24 protein-coding genes are annotated in these 23,660 nt (G+C 42.0%); all 24 read left to right on the top strand.

Annotated features, from left to right (window positions below; genetic code table 11):
* Positions 1-64 precede the first annotated feature (64 nt).
* From KKA81_13900 to KKA81_13785, 24 genes are read left to right on the top strand one after another with little or no spacing between them, the layout of a single operon-like run.
* Complete coding sequence (locus KKA81_13900) at positions 65-316, top strand: acyl carrier protein (GenBank protein ID MBU2652017.1); 252 nt, start codon at positions 65-67, stop codon at positions 314-316.
* 24 nt (positions 317-340) lie between these two features.
* Positions 341-1,222 (top strand): lipid A biosynthesis acyltransferase, encoded by an 882-nt coding sequence (locus tag KKA81_13895; GenBank protein MBU2652016.1) that lies wholly within the window; start codon positions 341-343, stop codon positions 1,220-1,222.
* Complete coding sequence (locus KKA81_13890; protein ID MBU2652015.1) at positions 1,219-2,574, top strand: radical SAM protein; 1,356 nt, start codon at positions 1,219-1,221, stop codon at positions 2,572-2,574. The genes KKA81_13895 and KKA81_13890 overlap by 4 nt, the downstream gene beginning before the upstream one ends.
* A 12-nt stretch (positions 2,575-2,586) precedes the next feature.
* Positions 2,587-3,507, top strand: coding sequence for a dialkylresorcinol condensing enzyme DarA (locus KKA81_13885; GenBank protein MBU2652014.1), 921 nt, complete (start codon positions 2,587-2,589; stop codon positions 3,505-3,507).
* Positions 3,508-3,555: 48 nt separating this feature from the next.
* Positions 3,556-4,692: a beta-ketoacyl-ACP synthase III gene (locus KKA81_13880; GenBank protein MBU2652013.1), complete on the top strand. Its 1,137-nt coding sequence runs from the start codon at positions 3,556-3,558 to the stop codon at positions 4,690-4,692.
* Between the two features lie 2 nt (positions 4,693-4,694).
* Positions 4,695-4,880 (top strand): hypothetical protein, encoded by a 186-nt coding sequence (locus KKA81_13875; GenBank protein ID MBU2652012.1) that lies wholly within the window; start codon positions 4,695-4,697, stop codon positions 4,878-4,880.
* An 11-nt stretch (positions 4,881-4,891) separates the two neighbouring features.
* Positions 4,892-5,230, top strand: a complete 339-nt coding sequence (locus KKA81_13870; protein MBU2652011.1) for a hypothetical protein — start codon at positions 4,892-4,894, stop codon at positions 5,228-5,230.
* 17 nt (positions 5,231-5,247) lie between these two features.
* Positions 5,248-5,679: a 3-hydroxyacyl-ACP dehydratase gene (locus tag KKA81_13865; GenBank protein ID MBU2652010.1), complete on the top strand. Its 432-nt coding sequence runs from the start codon at positions 5,248-5,250 to the stop codon at positions 5,677-5,679.
* Between the two features lie 18 nt (positions 5,680-5,697).
* Positions 5,698-6,096, top strand: a complete 399-nt coding sequence (locus KKA81_13860) for a helix-turn-helix transcriptional regulator (GenBank protein MBU2652009.1) — start codon at positions 5,698-5,700, stop codon at positions 6,094-6,096.
* Positions 6,097-6,120: 24 nt separating this feature from the next.
* A complete protein-coding gene (locus KKA81_13855) occupies positions 6,121-7,122 on the top strand; it encodes a BtrH N-terminal domain-containing protein (protein ID MBU2652008.1) in 1,002 nt (333 codons plus the stop codon).
* An 8-nt stretch (positions 7,123-7,130) separates the two neighbouring features.
* The gene (locus KKA81_13850) at positions 7,131-8,288 is read left to right on the top strand and encodes a beta-ketoacyl synthase (GenBank protein MBU2652007.1); all 1,158 of its coding nucleotides are present in this window, start codon (positions 7,131-7,133) and stop codon (positions 8,286-8,288) included.
* A gap of 3 nt (positions 8,289-8,291) precedes the next feature.
* Positions 8,292-8,936 (top strand): 3-oxoacyl-ACP synthase, encoded by a 645-nt coding sequence (locus KKA81_13845; protein ID MBU2652006.1) that lies wholly within the window; start codon positions 8,292-8,294, stop codon positions 8,934-8,936.
* A gap of 10 nt (positions 8,937-8,946) precedes the next feature.
* Positions 8,947-9,204, top strand: coding sequence for an acyl carrier protein (locus KKA81_13840; GenBank protein MBU2652005.1), 258 nt, complete (start codon positions 8,947-8,949; stop codon positions 9,202-9,204).
* A 3-nt stretch (positions 9,205-9,207) separates the two neighbouring features.
* Positions 9,208-10,410 (top strand): beta-ketoacyl-[acyl-carrier-protein] synthase family protein, encoded by a 1,203-nt coding sequence (locus KKA81_13835; protein ID MBU2652004.1) that lies wholly within the window; start codon positions 9,208-9,210, stop codon positions 10,408-10,410.
* On the top strand, positions 10,407-11,471 hold the full coding sequence (locus KKA81_13830) for a beta-ketoacyl synthase chain length factor (GenBank protein ID MBU2652003.1): 1,065 nt from the start codon (positions 10,407-10,409) through the stop codon (positions 11,469-11,471). Before KKA81_13835 ends, KKA81_13830 begins: the two co-directional genes overlap by 4 nt.
* The gene (locus tag KKA81_13825) at positions 11,468-12,247 is read left to right on the top strand and encodes a polysaccharide deacetylase family protein (GenBank protein ID MBU2652002.1); all 780 of its coding nucleotides are present in this window, start codon (positions 11,468-11,470) and stop codon (positions 12,245-12,247) included. The genes KKA81_13830 and KKA81_13825 overlap by 4 nt, the downstream gene beginning before the upstream one ends.
* Positions 12,234-12,881 (top strand): outer membrane lipoprotein carrier protein LolA, encoded by a 648-nt coding sequence (locus KKA81_13820; GenBank protein MBU2652001.1) that lies wholly within the window; start codon positions 12,234-12,236, stop codon positions 12,879-12,881. Before KKA81_13825 ends, KKA81_13820 begins: the two co-directional genes overlap by 14 nt.
* Entirely contained in the window at positions 12,844-13,485 is a 642-nt protein-coding gene (locus tag KKA81_13815; GenBank protein ID MBU2652000.1) for a hypothetical protein, read from the top strand. The genes KKA81_13820 and KKA81_13815 overlap by 38 nt, the downstream gene beginning before the upstream one ends.
* A gap of 35 nt (positions 13,486-13,520) precedes the next feature.
* On the top strand, positions 13,521-13,862 hold the full coding sequence (locus tag KKA81_13810; protein ID MBU2651999.1) for a 3-hydroxyacyl-ACP dehydratase: 342 nt from the start codon (positions 13,521-13,523) through the stop codon (positions 13,860-13,862).
* A gap of 42 nt (positions 13,863-13,904) precedes the next feature.
* Positions 13,905-15,104, top strand: a complete 1,200-nt coding sequence (locus KKA81_13805) for a DUF2062 domain-containing protein (protein MBU2651998.1) — start codon at positions 13,905-13,907, stop codon at positions 15,102-15,104.
* Positions 15,105-15,118: 14 nt separating this feature from the next.
* Positions 15,119-18,991: an MMPL family transporter gene (locus KKA81_13800; protein ID MBU2651997.1), complete on the top strand. Its 3,873-nt coding sequence runs from the start codon at positions 15,119-15,121 to the stop codon at positions 18,989-18,991.
* On the top strand, positions 18,981-20,480 hold the full coding sequence (locus KKA81_13795; GenBank protein ID MBU2651996.1) for an NAD(P)/FAD-dependent oxidoreductase: 1,500 nt from the start codon (positions 18,981-18,983) through the stop codon (positions 20,478-20,480). The genes KKA81_13800 and KKA81_13795 overlap by 11 nt, the downstream gene beginning before the upstream one ends.
* Positions 20,477-21,985: an NAD(P)/FAD-dependent oxidoreductase gene (locus KKA81_13790; GenBank protein ID MBU2651995.1), complete on the top strand. Its 1,509-nt coding sequence runs from the start codon at positions 20,477-20,479 to the stop codon at positions 21,983-21,985. The genes KKA81_13795 and KKA81_13790 overlap by 4 nt, the downstream gene beginning before the upstream one ends.
* Positions 21,972-23,660 (top strand): C45 family peptidase, encoded by a 1,689-nt coding sequence (locus KKA81_13785; GenBank protein ID MBU2651994.1) that lies wholly within the window; start codon positions 21,972-21,974, stop codon positions 23,658-23,660. The genes KKA81_13790 and KKA81_13785 overlap by 14 nt, the downstream gene beginning before the upstream one ends.

Below are 23,660 nucleotides of genomic sequence, written 5' to 3'. Positions count from 1 at the left end.
ATATTAATAATTTTGTGCTATCTGAAGAAAACTTAAGCTATTATAAGATTATTACTCCTAAACGATGAAGAAAGAAGAAGTAATTGATAAGGTAAATGCCTTTTTAGTAGAAGAATTTGAAATCGAGCCTGAGTTGATCCGGCCGGAAGCTACCTGGAAAGATATTGGCATTGACTCACTGGATTTTGTAGACATTGTAGTCATCGTCGACAATACTTTCGGCATAAAGCTCAAAGGTGAAGATATGGCAGACGTTAAAACCCTGGAGGATTTCTATAATTTCCTGGAAAGCAGGGTGAACGTAGTTGCGGCTTGATGCATATTCCTCAATTTTTTGCACATGTCCTCCTGGAAAGGTAAAACCCGCGGAGGGGTTGCAGGTTACGCAATCTTCATTTTTACCATAAAAAGATTTGGTACTGTTCCTGCATATGTACTTTTATACTTTGTAGCCCTCTATTACTGGTTCTTTTCCAGGAAAAAGTATCTCCGCTATTATTTTCGTGAAAGGCTTGGCTATTCGGCTTTCCGCTCAATGATGGCCATTTATCGGTTGTATTATAATTTCGGACAGGTGCTGATCGACAAAGTTGTTGTTCTGGGTGGGCTGAAAAAACGCTTTACCTTTGATTTTGACGGTGAGCATTACATTGAAGGCATGAAAGATGGTGGGATGCTTATCGGTGCGCATATGGGAAATTGGGAAATTGCTTCACAATTATTACAAAGGTTGCCATTGAAGATATATATTGTGATGTATGATGAAGAGCACAGGAAAATAAAGGATCTACTTGATAATGTACTCAAGGAAAAAACATTTGAAATTATTCCACTGAAGAATGACCTCTCTCATATCATTGCAATTCATAACGCTCTGCAAACCAGGGGGCTCGTTGTAATGCACGGGGATCGTTTCATGAAAGGCAGCAGAAGTATTGATGTTTCCTTCCTCGGTGCTGTAGCATCTTTTCCTGCAGGACCCTTTCAAATAGCGCTAAAGTCAGGTTTTCCTGTCAGCTTTGTATATGCCATGAAGGAAAGCTGGAAACATTATCATTTTTTTGCCAGCAAGCCCAAAGTATATTCCCGGCAGAAAACGGAAGGAAAGCATGATTCGGCAAAAATCATTCTTGAAGATTACGTTAAATGCCTGGAAGAAAAGGTGAAAGCTTATCCGGAGCACTGGTTTAATTTTCATGATTTCTGGGGGATCGACGCATGAGCAAAAAGATACTGCTTATTTCTGCCAACCGTTTTAAAGTGCCCTACCCGGTTTATCCTTTGGGAATTGCCTATATTCACACATATCTGAAGAAGAACCTACAGGATTTTGACATCAGGGTTTTCGATATGAACTTAGCCTCTCCTATGGAATTGCAGGAATACATAGACGACTTCCAGCCCGGATATATTGGTATTTCGCTCAGAAATGCCGATGATGTGGATTCTACTTCCAGAGAAAGTTTTGCAGGCGGTTACCGTGAACTGGTTGAAGTTTCGAGAAAAAGCGGAAATGCAATGATCATCATTGGAGGATCTGCCTTTTCTATTTTTCCGGAGCTTTTTTTCCGGGAGTTAGGTCCTGACTATGGGATTATCGGGGAAGGGGAAGAAAGCATGTATAAGCTTATTTCCGGTTTGGAGGAAGGCATGGATATTAAGGCCATAGAAGGTTTGGTGTTTAATGATGGAAAAGGAGTTAGGATTAATCCCCGAAAGAAGTATGTACGAAGCCTTGAATTGAATTTTGATCCGGATCTGCTGGGTTATTACTGGCATCACAGCGGGATGCTCAATATCCAGACGAAGCGAGGATGTCCTTTCCGCTGTGTTTATTGCACGTATCCGCTTATTGAGGGCAGGCATGTAAGAACTCTTGATCCGGGGCAGATTGTCGAAACACTGGAACGCCTTCGAAAGGAAAGCAACATTGATTATGTGTTTTTTACGGATTCGGTTTTTAATATAAACAACCGATTTAACAGGGAACTTGCAGAACTTCTGATCCGTAAAGATCTCAGGATCCGATGGGGGGCTTATTTTACCATAACCCACCTTGAGCGCGATTTTCTGGCTCTGATGAAAAGAGCCGGACTGACTCACATCGAGTTTGGAACGGAAGCATTGAGTGATATTACTCTTAAATCTTATGGAAAAGAGTTCAGTGCCGAAGAGGTAATCCGTGCTTCGGCCTGGTGCAATGAACTGGATATTTATTTTGCTCATTTTCTTATCCTGGGAGGAATTGGTGAAACGGAAAAATCGCTTTCAGAGACATTTGAAAACTCCAAAAGGATTAATAATAGTGTTTTCTTTCCATTTGTTGGTATGCGTATCTATCCGGGAACACCACTTCATGAGTCAGCTATAAAAGAGGGTTTGATGAGCAGGGAGGAAGAGTTGCTTGAGCCCCGGTATTATATAGCTCCGGGTGTTCATCTTGAGGATCTGAAAGGGAGAGCCGCACAAACAGGCAGACGCTGGGTATTCCCGGATGAAGACCACGAAAAGGTGATGGAAAAGATGCGTAAGAAGAATAAAAAAGGACCACTTTGGGAATATTTGATACGGTAAATAGAAGGAGCTATGAAACACATCCTTGTTATTTTTTTCACGCAATCGGGGCAGCTAAAGGAAATCGCTGACAGGGTGTTATCCGCTTTTCCTGAAGATGAGGTAAAAGCAGACTTTTTTCCCATTCGCGAAGCCAACCCCTATCCCTTTCCCTGGTCGCAGGAGTCCTTTTTTGATGCTTTTCCCGAATCTGTGCAGGGAATTCCTTGTGAAATCAGACCACTCAGGATTGATCCCACAAAAAAATACGATCTGGTTATCCTGGCTTATCAGGTCTGGTTTCTATCGCCCTCCATTCCATTCTGGTCTTTCCTTATGAGTGATAAGGCCCGCGAAATTATTCACGATAAGCCTGTAATTACTCTCCTTGGCGTTCGGAATATGTGGATCATGGCTCATGAAAAGGTGAAATCCCGGATACAGGAATTGGGGGGAAAGCATGTTGGAAACATCGTATTACAGGACAGGCATCAGAATCTTGTCAGCGTTATTACGATAGTCCACTGGATTTATACAGCAAGGAAAGAACGTTTTGGCATCTTTCCTCCGGCAGGCGTATCTGAAAAGGACATACGGGAATCCGACCGCTTCGGAGAGATCATTCTTCCCTATTTGAGACAGGGTGAATACAAAGGGATGCAACGGGAACTGGTTAGCAAAGGTGCAGTAAGAATCATTCCCGATCTGATGAGCATAGAGAAAAAAGCCATCCATATTTTCGGGGCCTGGGCACGTTTTGTATTGAAAAAGGGAAAAGCAGGTGATCCGGCACGCAAATTCAGGTTAAGCTTATTCAGGATTTATCTCTTTACGGTGATTTATCTTGTATCACCTATAGCTTCGCTAATTTTTTACCTGACCTGGATCTTTGCTTTCAGGAAGATAAAACGTAACATCCGTTACTATAAGCTCATGACGAAAAAGGAGGAATAAATAAAGGACAATTTATATCTTTGCCCCACTCAAGCGGGAATGAATATGATGAATGAGGTTTACATAACGAGACTATCGAAATTTTTACCCAACGAGGGTGTTTCCAATGATCACATGGAAGATTTCCTTGGGATGATCGACAATGAAGCATCCAAAGGAAAAGGTTTGGTATTAAGAAACAATGGAATAAAAGTCCGATATTATGCTTTGGACCGCCAGGGGCGTCCAACTCATTCCAATACCGAAATTACCGTGGAAGCTATCCGGGGTTTGTTTGGCAATGGCTTTAACCTCGAAGATGTTGATCTTTTGTCGTGCGGAACAACATCACCCGATCAATTGCTGCCATCCCATACCAGCATGGTACATGGACTTTTAAATTGCCCGCCTGTTGAGATTCTTTCCTCTTCGGGGGCCTGTAACGCCGGTATTCAGGCCATGAAATTTGCCTACCTTTCGGTAAAATGCGGAAGCTCAGATAATGCCGTTTGCACAGGATCCGAGAGATTATCTCCCTTTATGCTTTCTAAAAATTTCGAAAACGAAACGGCAAAACTAAAGGAACTAAAAAAGAATCCAATAATCGCTTTTGAAAAGGATTTTTTAAGATGGATGTTATCGGATGGAGCTGGTGCTGCTTTGCTGCAGAATAAACCCGCAGAAAACAGGATTTCTCTCAGGATAGAGTGGATGGAGAATAAGTCTTTTGCTAATGAACTGGAAACCTGCATGTACTCAGGAGGTGAAAAGACTGATAATGGTGATATGACGAGCTGGCTGGATTACGAACCGAATGATTGGCTCGAAAGGGCTCTTTTCTCCTTCAAGCAAGATGTTAAACTCCTATCATCCAACATAGTACCCAAAGGAACCATGTTCTTTAAAGAAGTATTGGATAAACACGGTTATGATCTGGCTAATGTGAATTTTTTCCTTCCGCATTTTTCTTCAGAGTACTTCAGACCAAGGATACATGAAGAGATGCGGAAATTTGGTTTGGAAATACCATCAGAAAAATGGTTTACCAACCTTACCAGAGTGGGAAATGTGGGATCAGCCTCGGTATTCCTGATGCTTGAAGAACTGTTTAATAGCGGAAAGCTTGAAAAGGGAATGGATGTCCTTCTTATGGTACCGGAAAGCGCACGTTTTTCTTATACATACGCATTACTTAAAGTTGTTTAAACATGGACCTGTATATTTTTGTTATACCCTTAGGGATACTCACCCTGGTTTTACTTACCCTGACCATTCTGATGGGTTTAAGGGTCATTCGTGTAAAGTTCAGGATCCACAGGCTCTTTGGTATCCTTACATTTATTTCAGCCCTGCTTCATGCAGGATTGGTAGTGTATTTAACATATTTTGAATAAAAATTATTGAGATGAAAAGATTAGTTTTTTTAATGGCTTTCTTCCTGATAGGGATAATGGTATTTGCCACCGCTCCAAAAAAGGTTGAATTAAAGCTTAACAAGAATACCGGTGTATTGGAAGTGACAGTGATCCATAAGGTTAAAGATGTTGAAAAACATTATATTGATGAGATCATAGTAGAAGTTAACGGAGAGCAGGTTGCTGTGAAAACTCCGGAAAAACAAGCCGATGTTCAACAGGAAACCATTGAATTTGTCCTGGAAAATCTGAAACCGGGAGATGAGATCAAAGTATCCGCCAAATGCAATCAGTTTGGAAAGAAATCGGCAAAGCTGACAGTTGAATAATCTACCTCAGTTGATTCATGGATATTCAGGAAGTTTCAGACAAGAACATCAGCATTCTCATTCCCCAGAAGCCTCCTTTTGTGATGGTTGGAAAGGTATTAGCGTCTGATGAGGTTTCAACTGAAACCAATTTTGTTATCGAAGAGGATAATATCTTTGTTAGAGATGGTTTTTTAAGGGAACCGGGATTGATTGAAAATATAGCCCAGACTCTTGCAGTGAGGGGTGGAATTATGCACATGATTGAGAAGAAAGAGGTTCCACTTGGAATGATAGGCTCAATAAAGAATCTTCACATATATAAGTTGCCTGCCGTTGGTTCTGTGATAAAAACCCGAATCAACATTGAAAATGAAATACTTATGGCAACATTAATACGTGGTCAGATAACCCAGGAAGGTGAATTGCTGGCAGAATGTGAAATGAAGATCTTTGTAAAAAACGACTAAGCTTTAAAAGCGAGCTGAATGAAGAAGAATGAGGTACCTCAGGATGATGCTAATATGCTGGAAGGAAAATTCCGGGAACCTTGTTATGTTTTGGATGAGAATGGGAAATACATCACAGTGGGAAGCGTAGGATGGGAACCCAAGAACATTGTGATGCAACAAGCCTGGGACAACATTCATAAAAGGATAGCCCGTGTGAAAGAACTTGTCGATCAGGGAAGATTGAGCCCGCTCGCCTACCATATGGAAAAAAACCAGATGGATGTTCGTCTTCTGGCTTCCTATGTAGGGTTGAGCCGTTGGAAAGTAAAACGTCATCTGAAACCATCCGGGTTTCTTAAACTGGATACAGAAATCCTGAAAAAGTATGCAGATGCATTAAATGTTACTATTGAAGAACTTAGGCAGACAGATTAAGATATACCGTAAGGGGAGAAAATCATGAAACTGGATTTTGAACACAGGCAATCGGCACATTGTGAGAATGGGGTAACGTCCAATCTGTTAAGGCATTATGGGTATGACCTCAGTGAGCCACTGATTTATGGTATTGGATCCGGTCTTTTTTTCGCCCACATGCCCTTTGTTAAAGTTAATGATATTCCAGTTACTTCCTTCCGGCCTTTTCCGGGGATTATTTTCAGGAGGGTTACCCATCAGCTTGGGATAAGCATCGAAAAAAAGAAATTCAGAGATCCCGAAAGGGCAATGAAAGAACTCGATGAAGTTATTTCACAGGGCATCCCGGCGGGCTTACTTGTGGGGGTTTACCATCTGACCTATTTCCCCAAGCCCTACCGTTTTCATTTCAATGCCCATAATATTGTTATTTATGGGAGGGAAAACGGTTCTTATATAGTTAGTGATCCCATTATGGAAACTCCTGAGTTTCTGACATACAATGACTTGAAAAGGGTAAGATTTGCACGGGGATTGTTTGCTCCGCATGGGCATATGTATTATGCAACAAGGCTTCCCGAAAAGATCGATCTTCAGGAGGCAGTTGTCAAAGGTATCAGGAAAACCTGTAAAGATATGTTGACTATTCCCGTTCCTATGTTTGGTGTTAAAGGGATACGATTCATGGCCGGCAAAATTGCGAGGTATCCTCAGAAACTCGGCATTGAAAAGGCTTCTCTATATCTGGGACAGATTATTCGCGCTCAGGAGGAAATAGGTACCGGGGGTGCCGGTTTCCGGTTTATTTATGCAGCCTTCCTGCAACAGGCATCGGAAATTACAGGTAAGGATACCCTGATGAAATTATCCGAAGACATGACCCGTGTTGGTGACCAGTGGAGATTATTTGCTGTAGAAGCTTCCAGAATAGTGAAAAACCGGTCGGGAGAAAATGGATCATATCCGGGCATTGCTGAGATCCTCAGGGGTATTGCCAGTGATGAGGAACAAATTTATAAAAAGCTGAAAGGGGCAATTTCCTGAAATCCGACATGAGAAAGGTTTTTATAGAATCCTCCAATATCATCACTTCTGTTGGTTTTTCTACTGCAGAAAATGTAAATTCTATCCTTGAGAAGAGAAGTGGTATCCGTATCAACCAGCCCGGGGATATCTCACGGGTCCCTGTTCCCTTATCACTTGTCGACAGGACATTACTGGATAAGCATTTTGAACGATCAGCATCTCCAGATGACCACACCCTTTTTGAGAAACTTGCATTGACTTCGCTTTCGTTGGCAATTGAAAAAAGTAATATCCCTGTTGATTCGGAGGATACCTTATTTATTTTATCCACAACCAAAGGCAATATAGATTTGCTTGAACGAAGAAACCAGGACAAATTTCCGAAGGAACGTTTGTCGCTCTGGGACTCTGCTTTCCTGATCAGGGATTTTTTCGGCATGGCCAATGAACCCGTACTTATCTGTAATGCTTGCATATCAGGAGTTCTGGCTATAAACACTGCCAGGATTTTATTGCAGACCGGGAGGTATAAACATGCTGTGATTACGGGTGCGGATATTCTTTCCCGCTTTGTGGTTGCCGGTTTCCAGTCCTTCCAGTCATTAAGTCCCGGTCCATGCCGCCCGTTTGATAGTTCAAGAGATGGCCTGACTTTGGGAGAGGGTAGCGGAACAATAATTCTCACAACCGATCCCACACTGATCGAAGAGAATTCCAGGATTTCGGTCGTTGCAGGTGCTTCCAGTAATGACGCCAATCATATTTCCGGGCCCTCCAGAACAGGAGAAGGATTATTCCACGCAGTACGGAAAACCCTGGAAGAGGTTGGAATGTTGCCGGAAAATATAGATTTTCTCTCTGCTCATGGAACCGCTACCGACTACAACGACGAGATGGAAGCCAAAGCTTTTGACCGCTGTGGTCTGTCTTCAGTCCCTGTTAACAGTTTCAAAGGTTGTTTCGGACATACATTGGGGGCGGCCGGAGTAATCGAGTCGGTGCTTACAGTTGAATCCATGCGGAGAAACATCCTGATGCCTTCAATAGGATATGAAAACCATGGGGTTAGTATACCACTGAGAATTCCGAAAACACAGGAAACAGCACAAATAAACCATGCCCTGAAAACCGCATCTGGCTTTGGGGGATGTAATGCCGCAGTATTATTCAGGAAAGATAATTGAACAATGGAGCACTATCCGGAAAATATTGTCATAAGCTCAAGTTGCAGGATTGGGGATAATCAGGTAAGTGTTAACAACATCCTGAAATTTTCCCAACCTCAGGCAGAAAACCCAGGCCTCTTCCTGAAATCGGTTTATAAACAGTTTAATATCGGATATCCCAAGTTTTACAAAATGGATATCCTCACACGATTGGGCTTCCTGACAGCTGAAATTCTTCTGATGGATAAGAAGCTTATGGATAGGTATTTACCGGAAGAAATAGGTGTGGTGATAGCTAACCGATCCAGTTCTATAGATATTGACAGAAGTTTTCAGGCAACCATTGAAGATGATGAAAACTATTTCCCAAGCCCTGCACTTTTTGTTTATACTCTGCCGAATATCATGACAGGCGAGATTTGTATACGGAATGGATTCAAAGGGGAAAATGTAATTTTCATACAGCCAACATTTTCTATGGAATTCATTCAGGATTATGTAAGTTTGCTGTTTCAAATGAAAAAGCTGAAAGTATGTATTACCGGGTGGGTTGAAGCTGACGGTAATACTTACGATTCATTGCTTTTGTTGGTGGAAGAGACGGTTTCAGGAAGCAGGGATTTTTCCATGCCTTTTGTTACCAGCTCAATAAAAGAACTATTTTAAACTGAATGAGATGGAAGAATTGATAAACAAACTGAAAAATGAGATCATTGAGGCTCTTAACCTGGAAGATATTGAACCGGAAGATATTGATGCCGATGCACCATTATTTGGAGAGGGCCTTGGACTGGATTCTATTGATGCCCTTGAACTCATTGTGTTACTGGAGAGGAATTACGGCATAAAGATTGAGGATCCCAAGGAAGGGAAAAAGATATTTTTCTCAGTCAGAAGCATGGCAGAGTATATAACCGAACACAGGAAAAAATAACCAATGCCGGATAGGGTTTTCATTACAGGATTAGGGCTTATTACTGCCATTGGGAAAAACTTTGCCGGGAACCTTTCCTCATTGTTACAGCAAGAAAGCGGCATAGGAAAGGTAAAGTATATTGATACCCTTCACCGTGATGACATTCCGGTAGCGGAAGTACGTGCCAGCGATGAGGAATTATCCGCAATATTAGGTCTTGACCCTAGGCAAGGGTATACCCGGACAGCTTTGCTTTCTATGATTGCTGCACAGGAGGCTTTACAGATGGCTGGTGTTGATCCGGGCGACGGGCTCCGGAACGGGGTCATATCCGCCACAACAGTCGGCGGGATGGTAAAAAGCGAGAATTATTACCTGGATTTTCTCAATAATGACAACAGCAATGTATACATTGGAACCCACGATTGCGGGGATGCAACCGAAAAAGTAGCCTTTTTTCTTGGTTTTTCAGGATTTATGACCACCATAAGCACTGCGTGTTCTTCTTCGATAAACAGCATTATGCTGGGTGCAAGGATGATCCGGAATGGATTGCTCGATCGTGCTTTGGTTGGAGGTGCTGATGCCATGTCAAAGTTTACCATCAACGGGTTTAATACTCTGATGATACTTGATCGAGAAGGGTGCAAGCCTTTTGACCAAAACAGGAACGGACTGACATTGGGCGAAGGTGCTGCTTTCCTGATGCTTGAGTCGGAAAAGGCCGCCCGTCTTAATGGGAAAAAGATCCTTGCTGAGGTAAGCGGTTGGGGAAATGCCAACGATGCTTTTCATCAGACTGCCTCTTCACCGGAAGGAGAAGGCGCAGTAATGGCCATGAGGAAGGCACTTACGGTTAGCAATCTTAAACCTGAGGATATTGACTATATCAATGCCCATGGTACTGGAACTATAAATAATGATTTATCGGAAGGGAAAGCTATTGAAACTATTTTTGGAGACCGGATCCCGTTTGTTAGCTCTACCAAACCATATACTGGCCACACACTTGGTGCTGCCGGGGCTGTTGAGACGGTTTTTTCCGTGATGGCTATTCAGCACAACCTGATCTTCCCCAATATGGGATTCAAGAAACCCATGGAAGAACTTCATTTTACCCCGGTTACGGAGCTTATCCGCAACAGGATGGTGAACCATGTACTTACCAACTCCTTTGGTTTTGGCGGTAATAATTCGACACTTATTTTATCCAGGCCGGTATGAAACAGATATACATCACCGGGACAGGGGCAATCACCCCGCAGCAGACTTTCGATAATTCGGCTTTTCTTGACCAGGTGCAAGAATACTACCAAAATAATCTTACCTGTGTTGATCCGAATTACAAGGATTTTATCCCTCCACTTGAACTCAGAAGAATGAGCCGTATCAACCGGATTGGACTTTCATCCGCTAAAATTTGTTTGAACGACGCTCAGATGGAAAATCCTGATGCCATAATAACCGGTACAGGTATGGGTTGCGTAGAGGATACCGAGAAATTCCTGATGTCTATGATTGAGAACGGGGAGCAGTTACTCACCCCAACCTCATTCATCCGTTCAACGCATAACACGGTCGGCGCTCAGATTGCCGTTCACCTGAAATGCCACAACTACAATTTTACTTATGTACACCGGGGTTTTTCTTTTGAAAGCGCCCTGACAGACGCCATGCTGCTTATTAAGGAAGGGGAAGCTCACAGGATACTGGTCGGTGGCATAGATGAAACTTCGGAAAACAATTTTAAAATTCTTTCGCGGCTTGGATATTGGAAGGAAAATCCCATCAGGAACCTGGATCTGTTATCGGAGAAGACCAACGGTACCATTTCAGGAGAAGGATCGGTGTTTGTGATGCTTTCTGATGAGCCTGGGAAAAAGAACTACGGCAGGCTTATGGCGGTTGATACCTTCCTGAATCCAGATTGTCCGGAAACAATCAATTACAGGATTATCAGCTTCCTGGAAGAAAACAATATGAAACCTGGAAATATTGATCTTACTGTGATGGGTTACAGTGGTGACATGCGTTACGACAGCGTATTTGATCAGATGTACGAAAATCTTTTCAGTGACAGGGCTCAGGTTTATTATAAACATTTATGCGGTGAGTATCATACCGCTTCGGCTTTTGGATTCTGGACAGCAATTAAAATCCTGGAGACACAACACATTCCGGAACCCCTGATAATTAAACGAGGAATTCCGAAAGAGATCAATAACATTCTTATTTATAACCACTTCATGAATCAGCATCACACACTGATGCTGTTATCCCGATGATCCGTTACCCGGTTTTACATATTATCTTTTTATGCGGGCTTGCCGTCTGTATCCTGGTTGCTTTCAGGAATCAGGTATTTTGGTATGTGGGGGTAGCCTGGTTGTTGGTTTTCCTGGTTATTATGGTAACCGGTTCAGCCCGGATATGTTCCGGAATGTACGTGAAGGCCATTTGCCGTTCCCATGTGGATGAGAAGGTTGTTTCTTTGACTTTTGATGACGGACCGTATCCAGTATATACGGAGGCCGTACTTGATATCCTTAAATCTAAGGAAATCAGAGCAACATTTTTTATCAAAGGAAGAAATGCTGCCTTATATCCTGATTTGATCAGACGCATGCACGACGAGGGACATATCATTGGCAACCATAGTTGGTCACATGATCACTTATTTGATTTATTTCCGGCCAAACGGATGAATCGTGAAATAAGGGAAACTAATCGTATCGTCAGGGAAATTACAGGAAAAAGCCCGGTTTTATTCAGACCACCCTATGGTGTGACCAATCCTGCAGTTGCAAGAGCTCTAAAAAATGAAAATCATATGGTAATTGGCTGGAATATACGATCGTATGACACCATCCTGAATGATCCCATTAAGATTGCCCAACGGATTAAAAAACGATTGAAACCCGGAAGCATCATCCTTTTGCATGATAACCGGAAAAGATCGGAGAAGATATTAAAGGAAGTGATTAACATCGTTAAGGAAAATGGGTATAAATTTGCCAGGATAGATGAATTACTAAACATTTTACCCTATGCAGCAATATAGGACCTTAGCTTTTGGGGGACTTCTTTTCCTGATTTCTCTCAGTATGTCCGCCCAGCCGTCAGGATTTAAGGTGCTTTCTTCTCCTGATGAGTTCAGAGAAAAGATGGCTGCTTCCGTAGAAAAAACGATTTCTTTACAAAGCTCGTTCATCCAGGAGAAAAATCTGGATGTGTTCCAGGAAGTGATTATTTCGAATGGCGTGTTTTATTACCGGAAGGAAAACCATGTCAGATGGGAATACCTGGATCCCATCTCCTATGTCATTGTGATGAATGGTGATCAGGTTATGATACGCAGCAATGGGAAGACCAACACTTATGATATGGATGAAAACGCCTTTATCCGTCAAATCAATGAAGTGATGGTAGGCAGCGTTCAGGGAAAGATTCTGGACAATGACGATATGTTCGAGATTTCCTATTTCGAGAATGCCGATTACTATCTTGCAGTTCTGGTTCCCAGGCAAGAGGAGGTCAAAGACATCCTGAAACAGGCTGAGATATTTTTCAGGAAAGATAACCTGACTGTGGATAAGCTTATTTTTACAGAGTATACCGGTGATTATACCCTAATAAGGTTTACCGAAAAACGAATCAATGAAACCATTCCTGAGAGGATTTTTATTCTGGATTAGCTTTGGAGCCTTGACAATCGCCGGTTGTTCCCGAATTCCTGCTGAACAAATAACATCGGGCGTATATACCGGGAGGAGATTGTCTCCATTTCCCCAGGATTCGATACAGAGGATACTTGGCAAAGGGAAATTTGAGATCCTTAACCAAAGTTTCAATGGATTTATGGCTGTTCAAAGGATTGACGGTAATGCTTTCAGGATCAATTTCAGCAATGAGATCGGGCTTACCTTGTTTGATATCAGTATATGGAATGACAGTATTCATGTAAATCATGTCCTTAAAAATATCGACAAACCTGCACTGATAGATAAAATAGGACGGTTTTTTAAAGTATTTTTGCTTGAGAATGAACGATGTTCCCAATGCAGTTCGAATGTCAATGCCAGGGGGCAAGGGTATGAAATATGGAAAAGGAAGGAGGGTGCATATTTCTCTTATGATAGCGAGGGTAACCTCCTGTATAAACGCATAAAGACCACTTCCGGAAAGGTTTGGGTATATTATCATGAATACGATTCAGCCGGAAGATTTAAAAATGCTACTATTAGGGAGAAAGGGCTTTTCAAACTTGTGTTGGAATTCAACATCCTTAAAATGAATTAGTAATGTTGCTGGGAGATTTTTTTAACGTCCTCAAAATGGAGGATACAGATCAGGAAACAGTTCAGGCCAGTATCAGGTTCGATGCCAACCACCGGATATTCCAGGGGCATTTCCCGGGCTTTCCTGTAGTGCCGGGAGTTTGCATGATCCAGATTATCAAGGAGATAATAGCTTTGCGATATAGAATCAGCTTGTTTCTTACAACCGGAGATAATATAAAATTTCTCCGCTTTATTGATCCACGTCAATCTCCTGATGTTCGGGTTAAGATAAGGGTCAATGAGTTGGATGGCATCAGGCTGAAAGCGGATGCTCTGATATACGATGAAGAATCCAATTTTCTGAAATTTAAAGGAGTTTTCCTAAAGGAAGCCTGAATCCTGCCTGGATAATAACCATCTAAAGCGGTGCGGTTCAACATGAAACATGCTGAAATACAAAGTGAAATGAAAACTCTGCATTGTTGTGTGATTATTCCCACATACAACAATGACCGCTTTATCCGGAGTGTTATTGAATCCACTCTTCATTATACAGAAGATATCATCGTTGTAAATGATGGTTCCACGGATAGTACAGGTTTGATTCTCCGGAACATGCCGGTAGAGGTATTATCTTTTCCAAAAAACCGGGGAAAGGGATTTGCATTACGCGCAGGTTTCCGTTTAGCAAAGGAAAGGGGTTTCCGATATGCCATTACCCTGGACTCGGATGGACAGCATGATCCTGCGGATATACCACGTTTCCTTGAAAAATTACGTGATAATCCCGGGTCTCTTATCGTAGGGGCCAGGAACATGGACCAGGAAGGCATACCTTCGAAAAGCAGTTTCGGTCACCGGTTTTCCAATTTTTGGTACCATCTTGAAACAGGAATAGCTCTGCCGGATACACAGTCGGGATTTCGTCTTTATCCTCTTGAGGAATTAGGGAAGATGCGGTTTTTTTCCCGCAGGTATGAGTTTGAGATTGAAATTCTGGTAAGGGCTGCCTGGAAAGGGATCTCCGTTTTACATGTTCCTGTCAGTGTTGATTATAATCCGGAGGGTGAGAGAATAACCCATTTCCGGCCTTTCATAGATTTTTCGCGGGTCAGTATCCTGAATACCATACTTGTCCCATTGGCTTTATTGTATTATCGACCAAAGATGTTCATTCGTGGCCTCAGCCGAAAATCCATACGGGAATTTTTCAGGAAGGAGGTGCTTGGCAGCAGCGACTCTAACCTAAAACTTGCCTTGTCGGTTGTTGTAGGTATTTTTATGGGAATCGCACCCATTTGGGGCTGGCAGCTCGTTACGGCAATTTTCCTGTCATTTTTACTGAGGCTGAATAAGGTAATTGTGATTATCGCGGCCAATATCAGCCTGCCACCCATGATACCCTTAATAATATACCTTAGTTTTAAAATTGGTGGTTTTGTTTTGGGGAAAGGCTCTGAAACTGTTAGTTATAGTTCGGGATTCAGCTTTGACATGATCACCGACGATTTCTACCAGTATATAATCGGAGCTTTATCATTTGGTACAGCTTTATCAATATCTCTTGGTTTGATCACTTTTTTGCTGCTGGCTCTTTTCAGGAAGAGAAAACCGGTATTGAAGCAACAACCTGAGTAAAACAGTAAGACAAAATGCTGCAACCCTTTGTATCGTCATACAGGATTTTCAGGAAACGCAGGATTTTATTCCTGGTGCTGGCACTTCTGCTGTTTTTAAGCGCCGGATATTTTACTTCTTTGATCAGGCTTGAAGAGGATATTTTTAAAATGGTCATGCAGGATGATGATGCCGGCCATTATAGCGAAGCTCTGAAGAACACAAAACTGTTGGATTATCTGGTTATCCGGATAGGATCAGTGGATACGGCCGGGGAGTCGACCGGATTGATCATACGCTATGCCGATGAGCTGAATCAATTATTAACTGAGCGATTTGACAGTAACCATATCAGGAAGATCCGCTATCGTTTCGAGAGCCGGACCATGCAGGAATCGTTTGGTGAATTTTACCATAATCTTCCTGTCTTCCTGGAAGAAAATGATTACATATGGCTTGATTCGCTTCTCAACCGGGAGTCAATTCGTAAAACTATTGCAGGCAACTACCGTTTATTGGTTTCTCCGGCAAGTATGGCTATGAAACGCTATCTTGTGCAGGATCCGCTGAGCATCACCCCACGGATCATGGAAAAGCTAAAGTCGTTTCAGCCGGACGATAATTTTATCATTCATCAGGGGTATATTTTTACCCGGGATCTGGACAACCTGCTGATGATAGTTTCTCCGGCAAATCCCTCAAGTGAAACAGGGAAAAATGCTTCATTGGTGCAAGGGATTCAGTCTCTGACGGATAGTCTGAATTCTGTTTATTCTCCTACAGTTACAGCCGAGTATTTCGGGGGGGTGGCTGTATCAGTTGCCAATGCCTCCCGCATCAAAAAGGATATCATCCTTACCGTCGGGATAGCAATGGTTGTGGTTATTTCATTAATGGTTTTGTATTTCCGGCAGAAAAGAATAATTCTAATCCTGGTTATTCCTGCTGTTTTCGGAGGTTCAATGGCCCTTGCCTTATTGTATTTTATTCAGGGAACCATATCCGGAATAGCGCTTGGTGTTGGCTCGGTTTTAGTTGGAATAGCCATCGATTATTCACTGCATTTTTTTAGTCATTTTCAATCGATTGGCTCTGTTGAAAAAACTTTAAAAGATATAACAGCTCCTATCCTTCTCAGTTGCCTGACCACAGCAGCCGCTTTCCTATGCCTTGGCTTTGTCAGCTCCACTGCGTTACGGGATATGGGCTGGTTTGCAGCATTAAGTATTGTTTTCGCAGCCGTCTTTGCATTATTGATTCTTCCGCATCTTGTAAAGGATAATCCGGGAAAGTCAAAGCTTTCCTTTATTAACAGGATCTCTTCCTATGATTATCACCGAAACAGATACCTGAAATGGAGCATTGTTATTATTACCATTCTTTCTTTGTTTTTTTTCCGGCATGTAACATTCGAGGAGGATCTTGAGAAAATGTCGTATATGACACCGGAACTAAAGAGAGCAGAACAAAACCTGAACAAGATCAGTACGGTTTCGTTACGTACCATGTATGTGGTTTCAGTTGGTAGTAATATCAGCGAGGCTTTGCAAAACAATGAAAGCCTGGAAGAAATATTGAATGAATTGAAAAAAGATGGGAAGGTTCAGAGCTATCTTCTTCCCTCCGGATTATATCCAGCTCCCTCAGCTATTGAAGAAAGCATTGAACGATGGGATACTTTTTGGGACACCAGAAGAGACAGCTTGTCGGTTTGGCTTGATGAAGCAGGGAAGGAATATGGCTTCCGTCCGGGTGCTTTTGACGGATTTAAAGATTTGATAAGGCAGGATTTCAGTGGAAAGGAAACCTGGGATTTTCCTGTCTTGAGAGAAAAATTCCTGGAGGATTACATCAATGAAACAGGGGATGCGGCATATGTTGTGACCAGTATCAAGCTTGGATTAGAAAACAAACAGGATGTGCACGCTGCACTGAAGGAAGTTCCCGGACAAGTCATTATCGACCGGCAATTTCTGGCAGCACGCTTTGTGAATATGCTCAGGGAGGATTTTAGAATTCTGGTGTTGGTTTCGATGCTCATTGTCTTCCTGATCATCCTGATATCATTTGGCCGCATTGAACTTACGGTAGTTACCTATGTTCCAATGTTGGTGAGCTGGGTCTGGACATTAGGGATCATGGGTATACTTGGGATCGAATTTACCATATTTAATGTTGTGATTACCACTTTTATCTTTGGATTGGGAATAGATTACAGCATTTTCATTACACGGGGGTTGCTTGATGAGTTCAAGACAGGAGAACGGAACCTGAATTCATTCAAAACTTCTATTTTTCTTTCTGCCATAACTACCATTTCCGGGGTAGGGGTTCTGATTTTTGCGGCTCATCCCGCGTTAAGATCAATAGCAGTAGTCTCCGTGGTCGGGATACTGTCTGTTGTTTTCATAGCTTACACTCTGCAACCCATTCTTTTTTACTGGATGATAAAATCCAAAGGCAGGAAACGTTTTGCTCCCATCACTTTTGTAGATTTCTTTTTTTCGCTTGTAGCATTGGTTATTTTTATTTCAGGAACAATCATTCTCACGGTTCTTGGAGGGATAATGTTTTATCTCACTCCAATTTCCCGTAGGAAGCTCAGATTTGTTTATCATTACCTGATCATGATGGCATTCAGGGTTGTTATTTATGGTCCGTTCAATATTTCCAAAAAAGTAATCGGGTTTAGCCGGAATAAGTTCAGAAAGCCTGCTCTGATCATAGGGAACCACCAGTCTCACATTGATATTCTGTTGGTTTTGATGCTTTATCCCAAAATCCTGGTATTAACCAACGAAAAGGTTCATCGTAGAATTTACGGTGCGCTGGCTGGAATGGCTGATTTTTATCCGGTTACATCTGCAGGGATTGATGATTCATTGCCCAAAATTGCCAAAAGAGTTGAAGAAGGATATTCTATTTTGATTTTTCCGGAAGGTACGCGTTCCGATGACACAACGATTCACCGTTTTCACCGGGGAGCCTTTTATCTGGCAGAGCAATTGCAGCTTGATATTTTACCGGTGATCTTTCATGGTGTCGGAGACGTTTTGAAAAAGAGTGAGCTTTTTCTCAGATCGGGAAGGATAACCATGAAGATATTAAACAGGATATCCATTGATGATTATCGATTTGGTAAAAATTACAGAGAAAGGACAAAAGGGTTCAGGAAATACATTATTCGCGAGTATCAATTGCTTGAGAAGGAATTTGGCCAGGCGGAGTATTTCCATCGCAGGATGGTGATGAACTATGTTTACCGGGGTGCCATCATGGAATGGTATCTTAAGGTAAAAATGCGCATGGAAGATCATTACCGTATATACGACGAATATGTTCCCAAAGAGGGTATGATCACAGACCTGGGCTGCGGATATGGTTTTATATCGTACCTGCTCTATTTTCGTGCCCCATCCAGGAAGATACTGGGTATTGATCATGATCCCGATAAGATTTTAATTGCAGAGAACGCATATTATAAAAATCAGGATTTAGAATTCATACAGGGTGATGTGAGAGGTTATACGTTCCCTGAGAGCGATGCATTTATACTTTCGGATGTATTGCATTATTTTCCTGAAAAAGATCAGGAGGGCCTTATCGGGAGCTGTGCCTCAAAACTGAAAGAAGGCGGTGTCATCCTGATCCGGGAGGGAGATCGGGGTATGCCAGGAAAACATAAAGGGACCGTTTTGTCAGAATTCTTTTCTACAAAAATTCTACAATTCAATAAAACTTGTGATACCGGTCTGCTTCACTTTACTTCCGGTGAAAAGATCAGTCAATATGCATTAAAGGCTGGCCTGGAGTTTTCCTGGATTGACAAGACAAGATATACCTCTAATATTTTGTATGTTTTGAAGAAGACAAACATTAAACCAATAAGAAGCGGTCATGGCCTATGATGTGCTTGTCATCGGCAGTGGGCTGGGCGGGTTGCTTAGCGCATCCATCCTGAGTAAGGAAGGCTTTAAGGTTTGTGTTGTTGAAAAAAATCCAAGGATTGGAGGGTGTTTGCAGTCGTTTGCACGAGATGGTGTTGTTTTCAATACAGGTTTAAATTATACAGAGTCACTCGACAGGGGACAGGTTTTATATCAGTACTTCAAGTATGTAGGTATATACGACAGGCTTCGTCTACGCAAGATGGATGAAGACGCTTTTGAAAGAATAACCTTTGAGGGAGATCCTGTGGAATATCATTATTCGCAGGGTGAAGACCGTTTCATTGAGGCATTGGCTTCACGCTTTCCTAATGAAAAGTCAGGGATAATTAACTATATTGAAAAGCTGCGCCACCTCAGTCACTCTTTTCCATTATACGATTTGGAGATTAAGGGCAATAGTACTTCCCTTAACGAGTATTATTACACCAATACCCGTAAATTTCTGGAAAGCCTGACCAAAGACGAGAAACTAAGGAGTGTGCTGGCAGCTACAAATCCTTTATATGCAGGTATTTCGGAGAAAACCCCCTTGTATATTCATGGGATAATTAATTATTCCTTTATGAAAAGCGCCTGGAGGCTGGTTGATGGCAGCTCCCAACTGGCAAAAGAGCTAGCTGCGAAAATCAGAGAAAACGGTGGGGAGATTTTCCGGAATAAAAAGGTTGAAAGCATTGTTTTACGTGAGAAAAGGGCGATTGCTGTAAAGACAGCCGATGGGGATAGAATGGAGGCAAATAACATCATCTCCAATGTTCACCCTGCTGTTACCATGAAAATGATCGGGGAAGGGGAACTTAACAATGCATATCGAAGAAGGATACAATCCATGGAAAACACTATCGGGATGTTTACCCTTTATGCAGTTTTAAATGAGAACTCATTTCCTTATCTTAATTACAATATTTACCATTACACATCCGATGATGTATGGAAGGGCTACCATTACAATGAAAACGAATGGCCTCCTTATGTAATGGCTTATACTCCGGCAATATCCGGTGGAAGTGGGTTTGCCAATGCGCTTATAGCCATCACCTATATGCATTATGACGAAGTAAAGAAATGGGAGAATACCACTGTAGAAAATCGTGGAAAAGAATACACGGATTTTAAGGAAAGAAAAGCTGAACTTCTTATTAATACTCTGGAAAAAAGGATTCCTGGCATTCGCCAAAAGATAGCTAAATATTATACTTCCACACCTCTTACCTACAGAGATTATACGGGCACCCTTAACGGTTCCAGTTACGGTATTGTTAAGGATAGTGCAGATCCCCTCAGGTCGCTTCTCATGCCTAAAACACGAATAAGCAATCTTTACCTTACAGGTCAAAACCTAAACCTTCATGGGATTCTCGGGGTTTCGGTCAATGCGTTGCTCACCTGCTCAGAGTTCCTGGGTATGGATTATCTTATAAAAAATGTAAAAAATGCAGATTTATGAGCCAGGGAAACTCCGGTAATAACGTTTTGATCATCGGAAGCGGGCTGGGTGGCTTGCTCTGCGGCGCTATCCTGAGCAAGGAGGGATTCAGGGTGACTGTCCTGGAAAAAAATTCTGTAATTGGCGGTTGTCTGCAAACATTTACACGGCAAGGAAAAACATTCGATACAGGAATGCATTACATTGGAAGTATGGAGAAAGGACAAATCCTTCATACGATATTTTCTTATGTGGGTCTGACCCGGAAACTCAGGCTTAAGCAACTTGATATCGATTGTTTTGACAGGATATCCTACATGGGGAAAGAATATGATCTGGCACAAGGTTTTGAAAGATTTACCGATTCACTTTCAGCAAGGTTTCCTGGTAAAAAGGATGAAATATCACAATATGTCAAGGGTTTAAGGAAAGTTGTCGGTATGGTTGACCTGTACAATCTTAGACCTTTCCGGCAGGAAAACTTATTTGTTAATCCCGGTATCTCCATACCTGCTTCTGAGTATATTGCCGGTTTAACAAAGGATAATGTTCTAAGGAATATCCTGGCCGGTTTGAACGGTTTGTATGCCGGGGTTAAGGAAGGGTCTCCACTTTATGTGCACGCAGTTATCAACCATTTTTTCATTCAAAGTGCATGGAGGCCGATTGGCGGCTCATCGCAGATTGCTGCTGCTTTGTCGGAAATAATTGAAACAAATGGAGGCGAGATAATTCCCCGTGCTGAGGTGCAAATCCTGCATGTTGACGGAGACTTGATCGATAAGGTGATAACAACCGATGGAAGGGAGTTCCACTCAGAATACATCATCTCGGACATTCATCCTGCAAATACTCTGCGGATGTTGAATGGACGTTCCTTGCGTAAAGCATATATTAACAGGGTTTTGAAGCTTGAAAACTCTATGGGGATGTTTATTCTTTACATCATCTTAAAAAAGGACTGCTTTCCATACCTGAATCATAATTATTATTATTTCGATAAGGATGATGTATGGTCTGACCAGAATCAGGATGATGATAAATGGCCATCCGGTTTTATGATGTACACCTCTGCAAGACTTATGGAGCAGCAATACTCAGAAAATGTGGTTGTTATGACTTATATGAAATATGATCAGGTCAGGCCATGGGAGAATACCACTGTGGGAAAAAGAGGAGAAGCCTATGAAGAATTTAAAGCAGAAAGGGCTGAAAGGCTTATGGATCTTGTGGAAAAGGCGTTTCCAGGAATAAGGCAAAAAGTGGAAAGGATTTACACCTCTACCCCATTGACTTTCAGAGATTACACCGGGACAATAGATGGTTCAGCTTACGGAATAATCAAAGATAGTCGTAATTTTATGGATTCCTTTCTGATCCCAAGGACAAAGATACCCAATCTTTATCTGACGGGCCAGAACCTAAACCTGCACGGGATATTAGGTGTTAGCCTGAGTGCACTTATAACCTGTGCGGAGTTTGTCGGACAAGAATATTTGCTAAAAAAGGTACATGATGCTGTTTAAAAGAATACTGAGAATATTCAGGTATATACTGATTGTATTATTAACCCTGATCCTGGTTATATCTGTTTATTTCAGGATTGCAGTTGTTATTGAGCCTCCCAGCCCTGAAAATGTGGGTGTCTTGCAAACCATGGTAGAATATGATACAGCAGGGTTTCTTATGTGTGGGAACGGCCGTTTGCAGCAAAATTCTTACGGATTATGGGAACTATATGTTGAAGGAGGTCCGTTTGAAATGGGGGTCATAAACGGCAAGCTTACACAATCTTTGATCAGCCGCCAGGAAGAAGCTTTTGTTAACAGGATCTATGAACTGGTTCCATCAAAGTCTTATCTGAATGTGTTGAAGTATTTTATTGCTTTTTTCAACCGTCATATGGATAAATATGTACCGGGGGAATATCAACTTGAAATTTATGGAATATCCTTATCAGCTGATGATGAATACGATTTTATTGGCAGCAAGTATCAACGCATCCTGAATTATCATGGGGCTCATGATATTGGTCATGCTCTTCAAAACATGAACCTGGTAGGCTGTACGGCTTTTGCTTCCTGGGATGGTAAATCGTCCGGCGGGGAGCTTCTTGTTGGAAGAAATTTCGATTTTCATGCAGGGGAAGAGTTCAACCGGGATAAGATCATTGCCTTCGTGAAGCCTGAGAATGGATTCCGCTTTATGTTCATTACCTGGGGAGGGATGATTGGGGTAGTATCAGGAATGAATGAAAAAGGCCTGACCATTACCCTGAATGCTGCCAAATCGGATATCCCGTTCAGCGCTGCAACCCCTGTGTCCATATTGGCAAGAGAAATACTTCAATATGCCGCTACTATTGAAGAAGCATTTGAAATTGCCAAAAAAAGAGAAACGTTCGTCTCGGAAGCGTTTCTGGTTGGTTCGGGCCAGGAGGATATCGCAGGAGTAATAGAAAAGACTCCGGATACCACTGTTCTTTATATACCGGATACAAATTATCTCATCCTGACCAATCATTTCCTGGGGGATAATTTCGCAACGGATTCACTGAATTGTGAAAACATGCGGAATACCTCAACAGTATACCGCTCCCTTCGGGTGGAGGAACTTATGAACGGTTATGATTCCCTGGATGTTGCTTCTGCTGTGGAAATTCTTCGTAACCGTGAGGGTCTTGGTAATACTGACATAGGCAATGGGAATGAGAAAGCGATCAATCAGCTTATAGCCCACCATTCGGTTGTTTTTAAACCCGCACAGGGCAAGGTTTGGGTCTCTGCCGGACCGTATCAGCTTGGAGAATATCTTTGTTATGACCTAAATCATGTCTTTGAGAGATTTCCTGAATCTACAGGTCCGATAATTTTATATGAAGAATCAGGAAATATTGCAAAAGACGGATTTCTCGATTCAGCAGATTGGAAAAGCTTTCAGGAATACAGAAGGATAATTGGATTGGTCAGAAAATCTATTAAGGATAAAAACGATACGGTTTTTAACCTGTCATATATTGTCAGCCTAAATCCATTCTTTTTTGAGGCATATGAAGTTGCAGGCGACAGGAAAAATTTTGAAGGGGATTATCAAGCGGCTCTAAAGTATTACCGCAAAGCACTTGAATGTGAAATCCCAACACGATATACCAGGAATGCAATTGAAGACAAGATTACTGATATACAGGAACAGATACGGTAA

Source organism: Bacteroidota bacterium (assembly GCA_018831055.1).
Taxonomy (GTDB): domain Bacteria; phylum Bacteroidota; class Bacteroidia; order Bacteroidales; family B18-G4; genus M55B132.
Note: the sequence above shows the minus strand (reverse complement) of the source record. Positions and strands in the feature narration are given on the sequence as shown.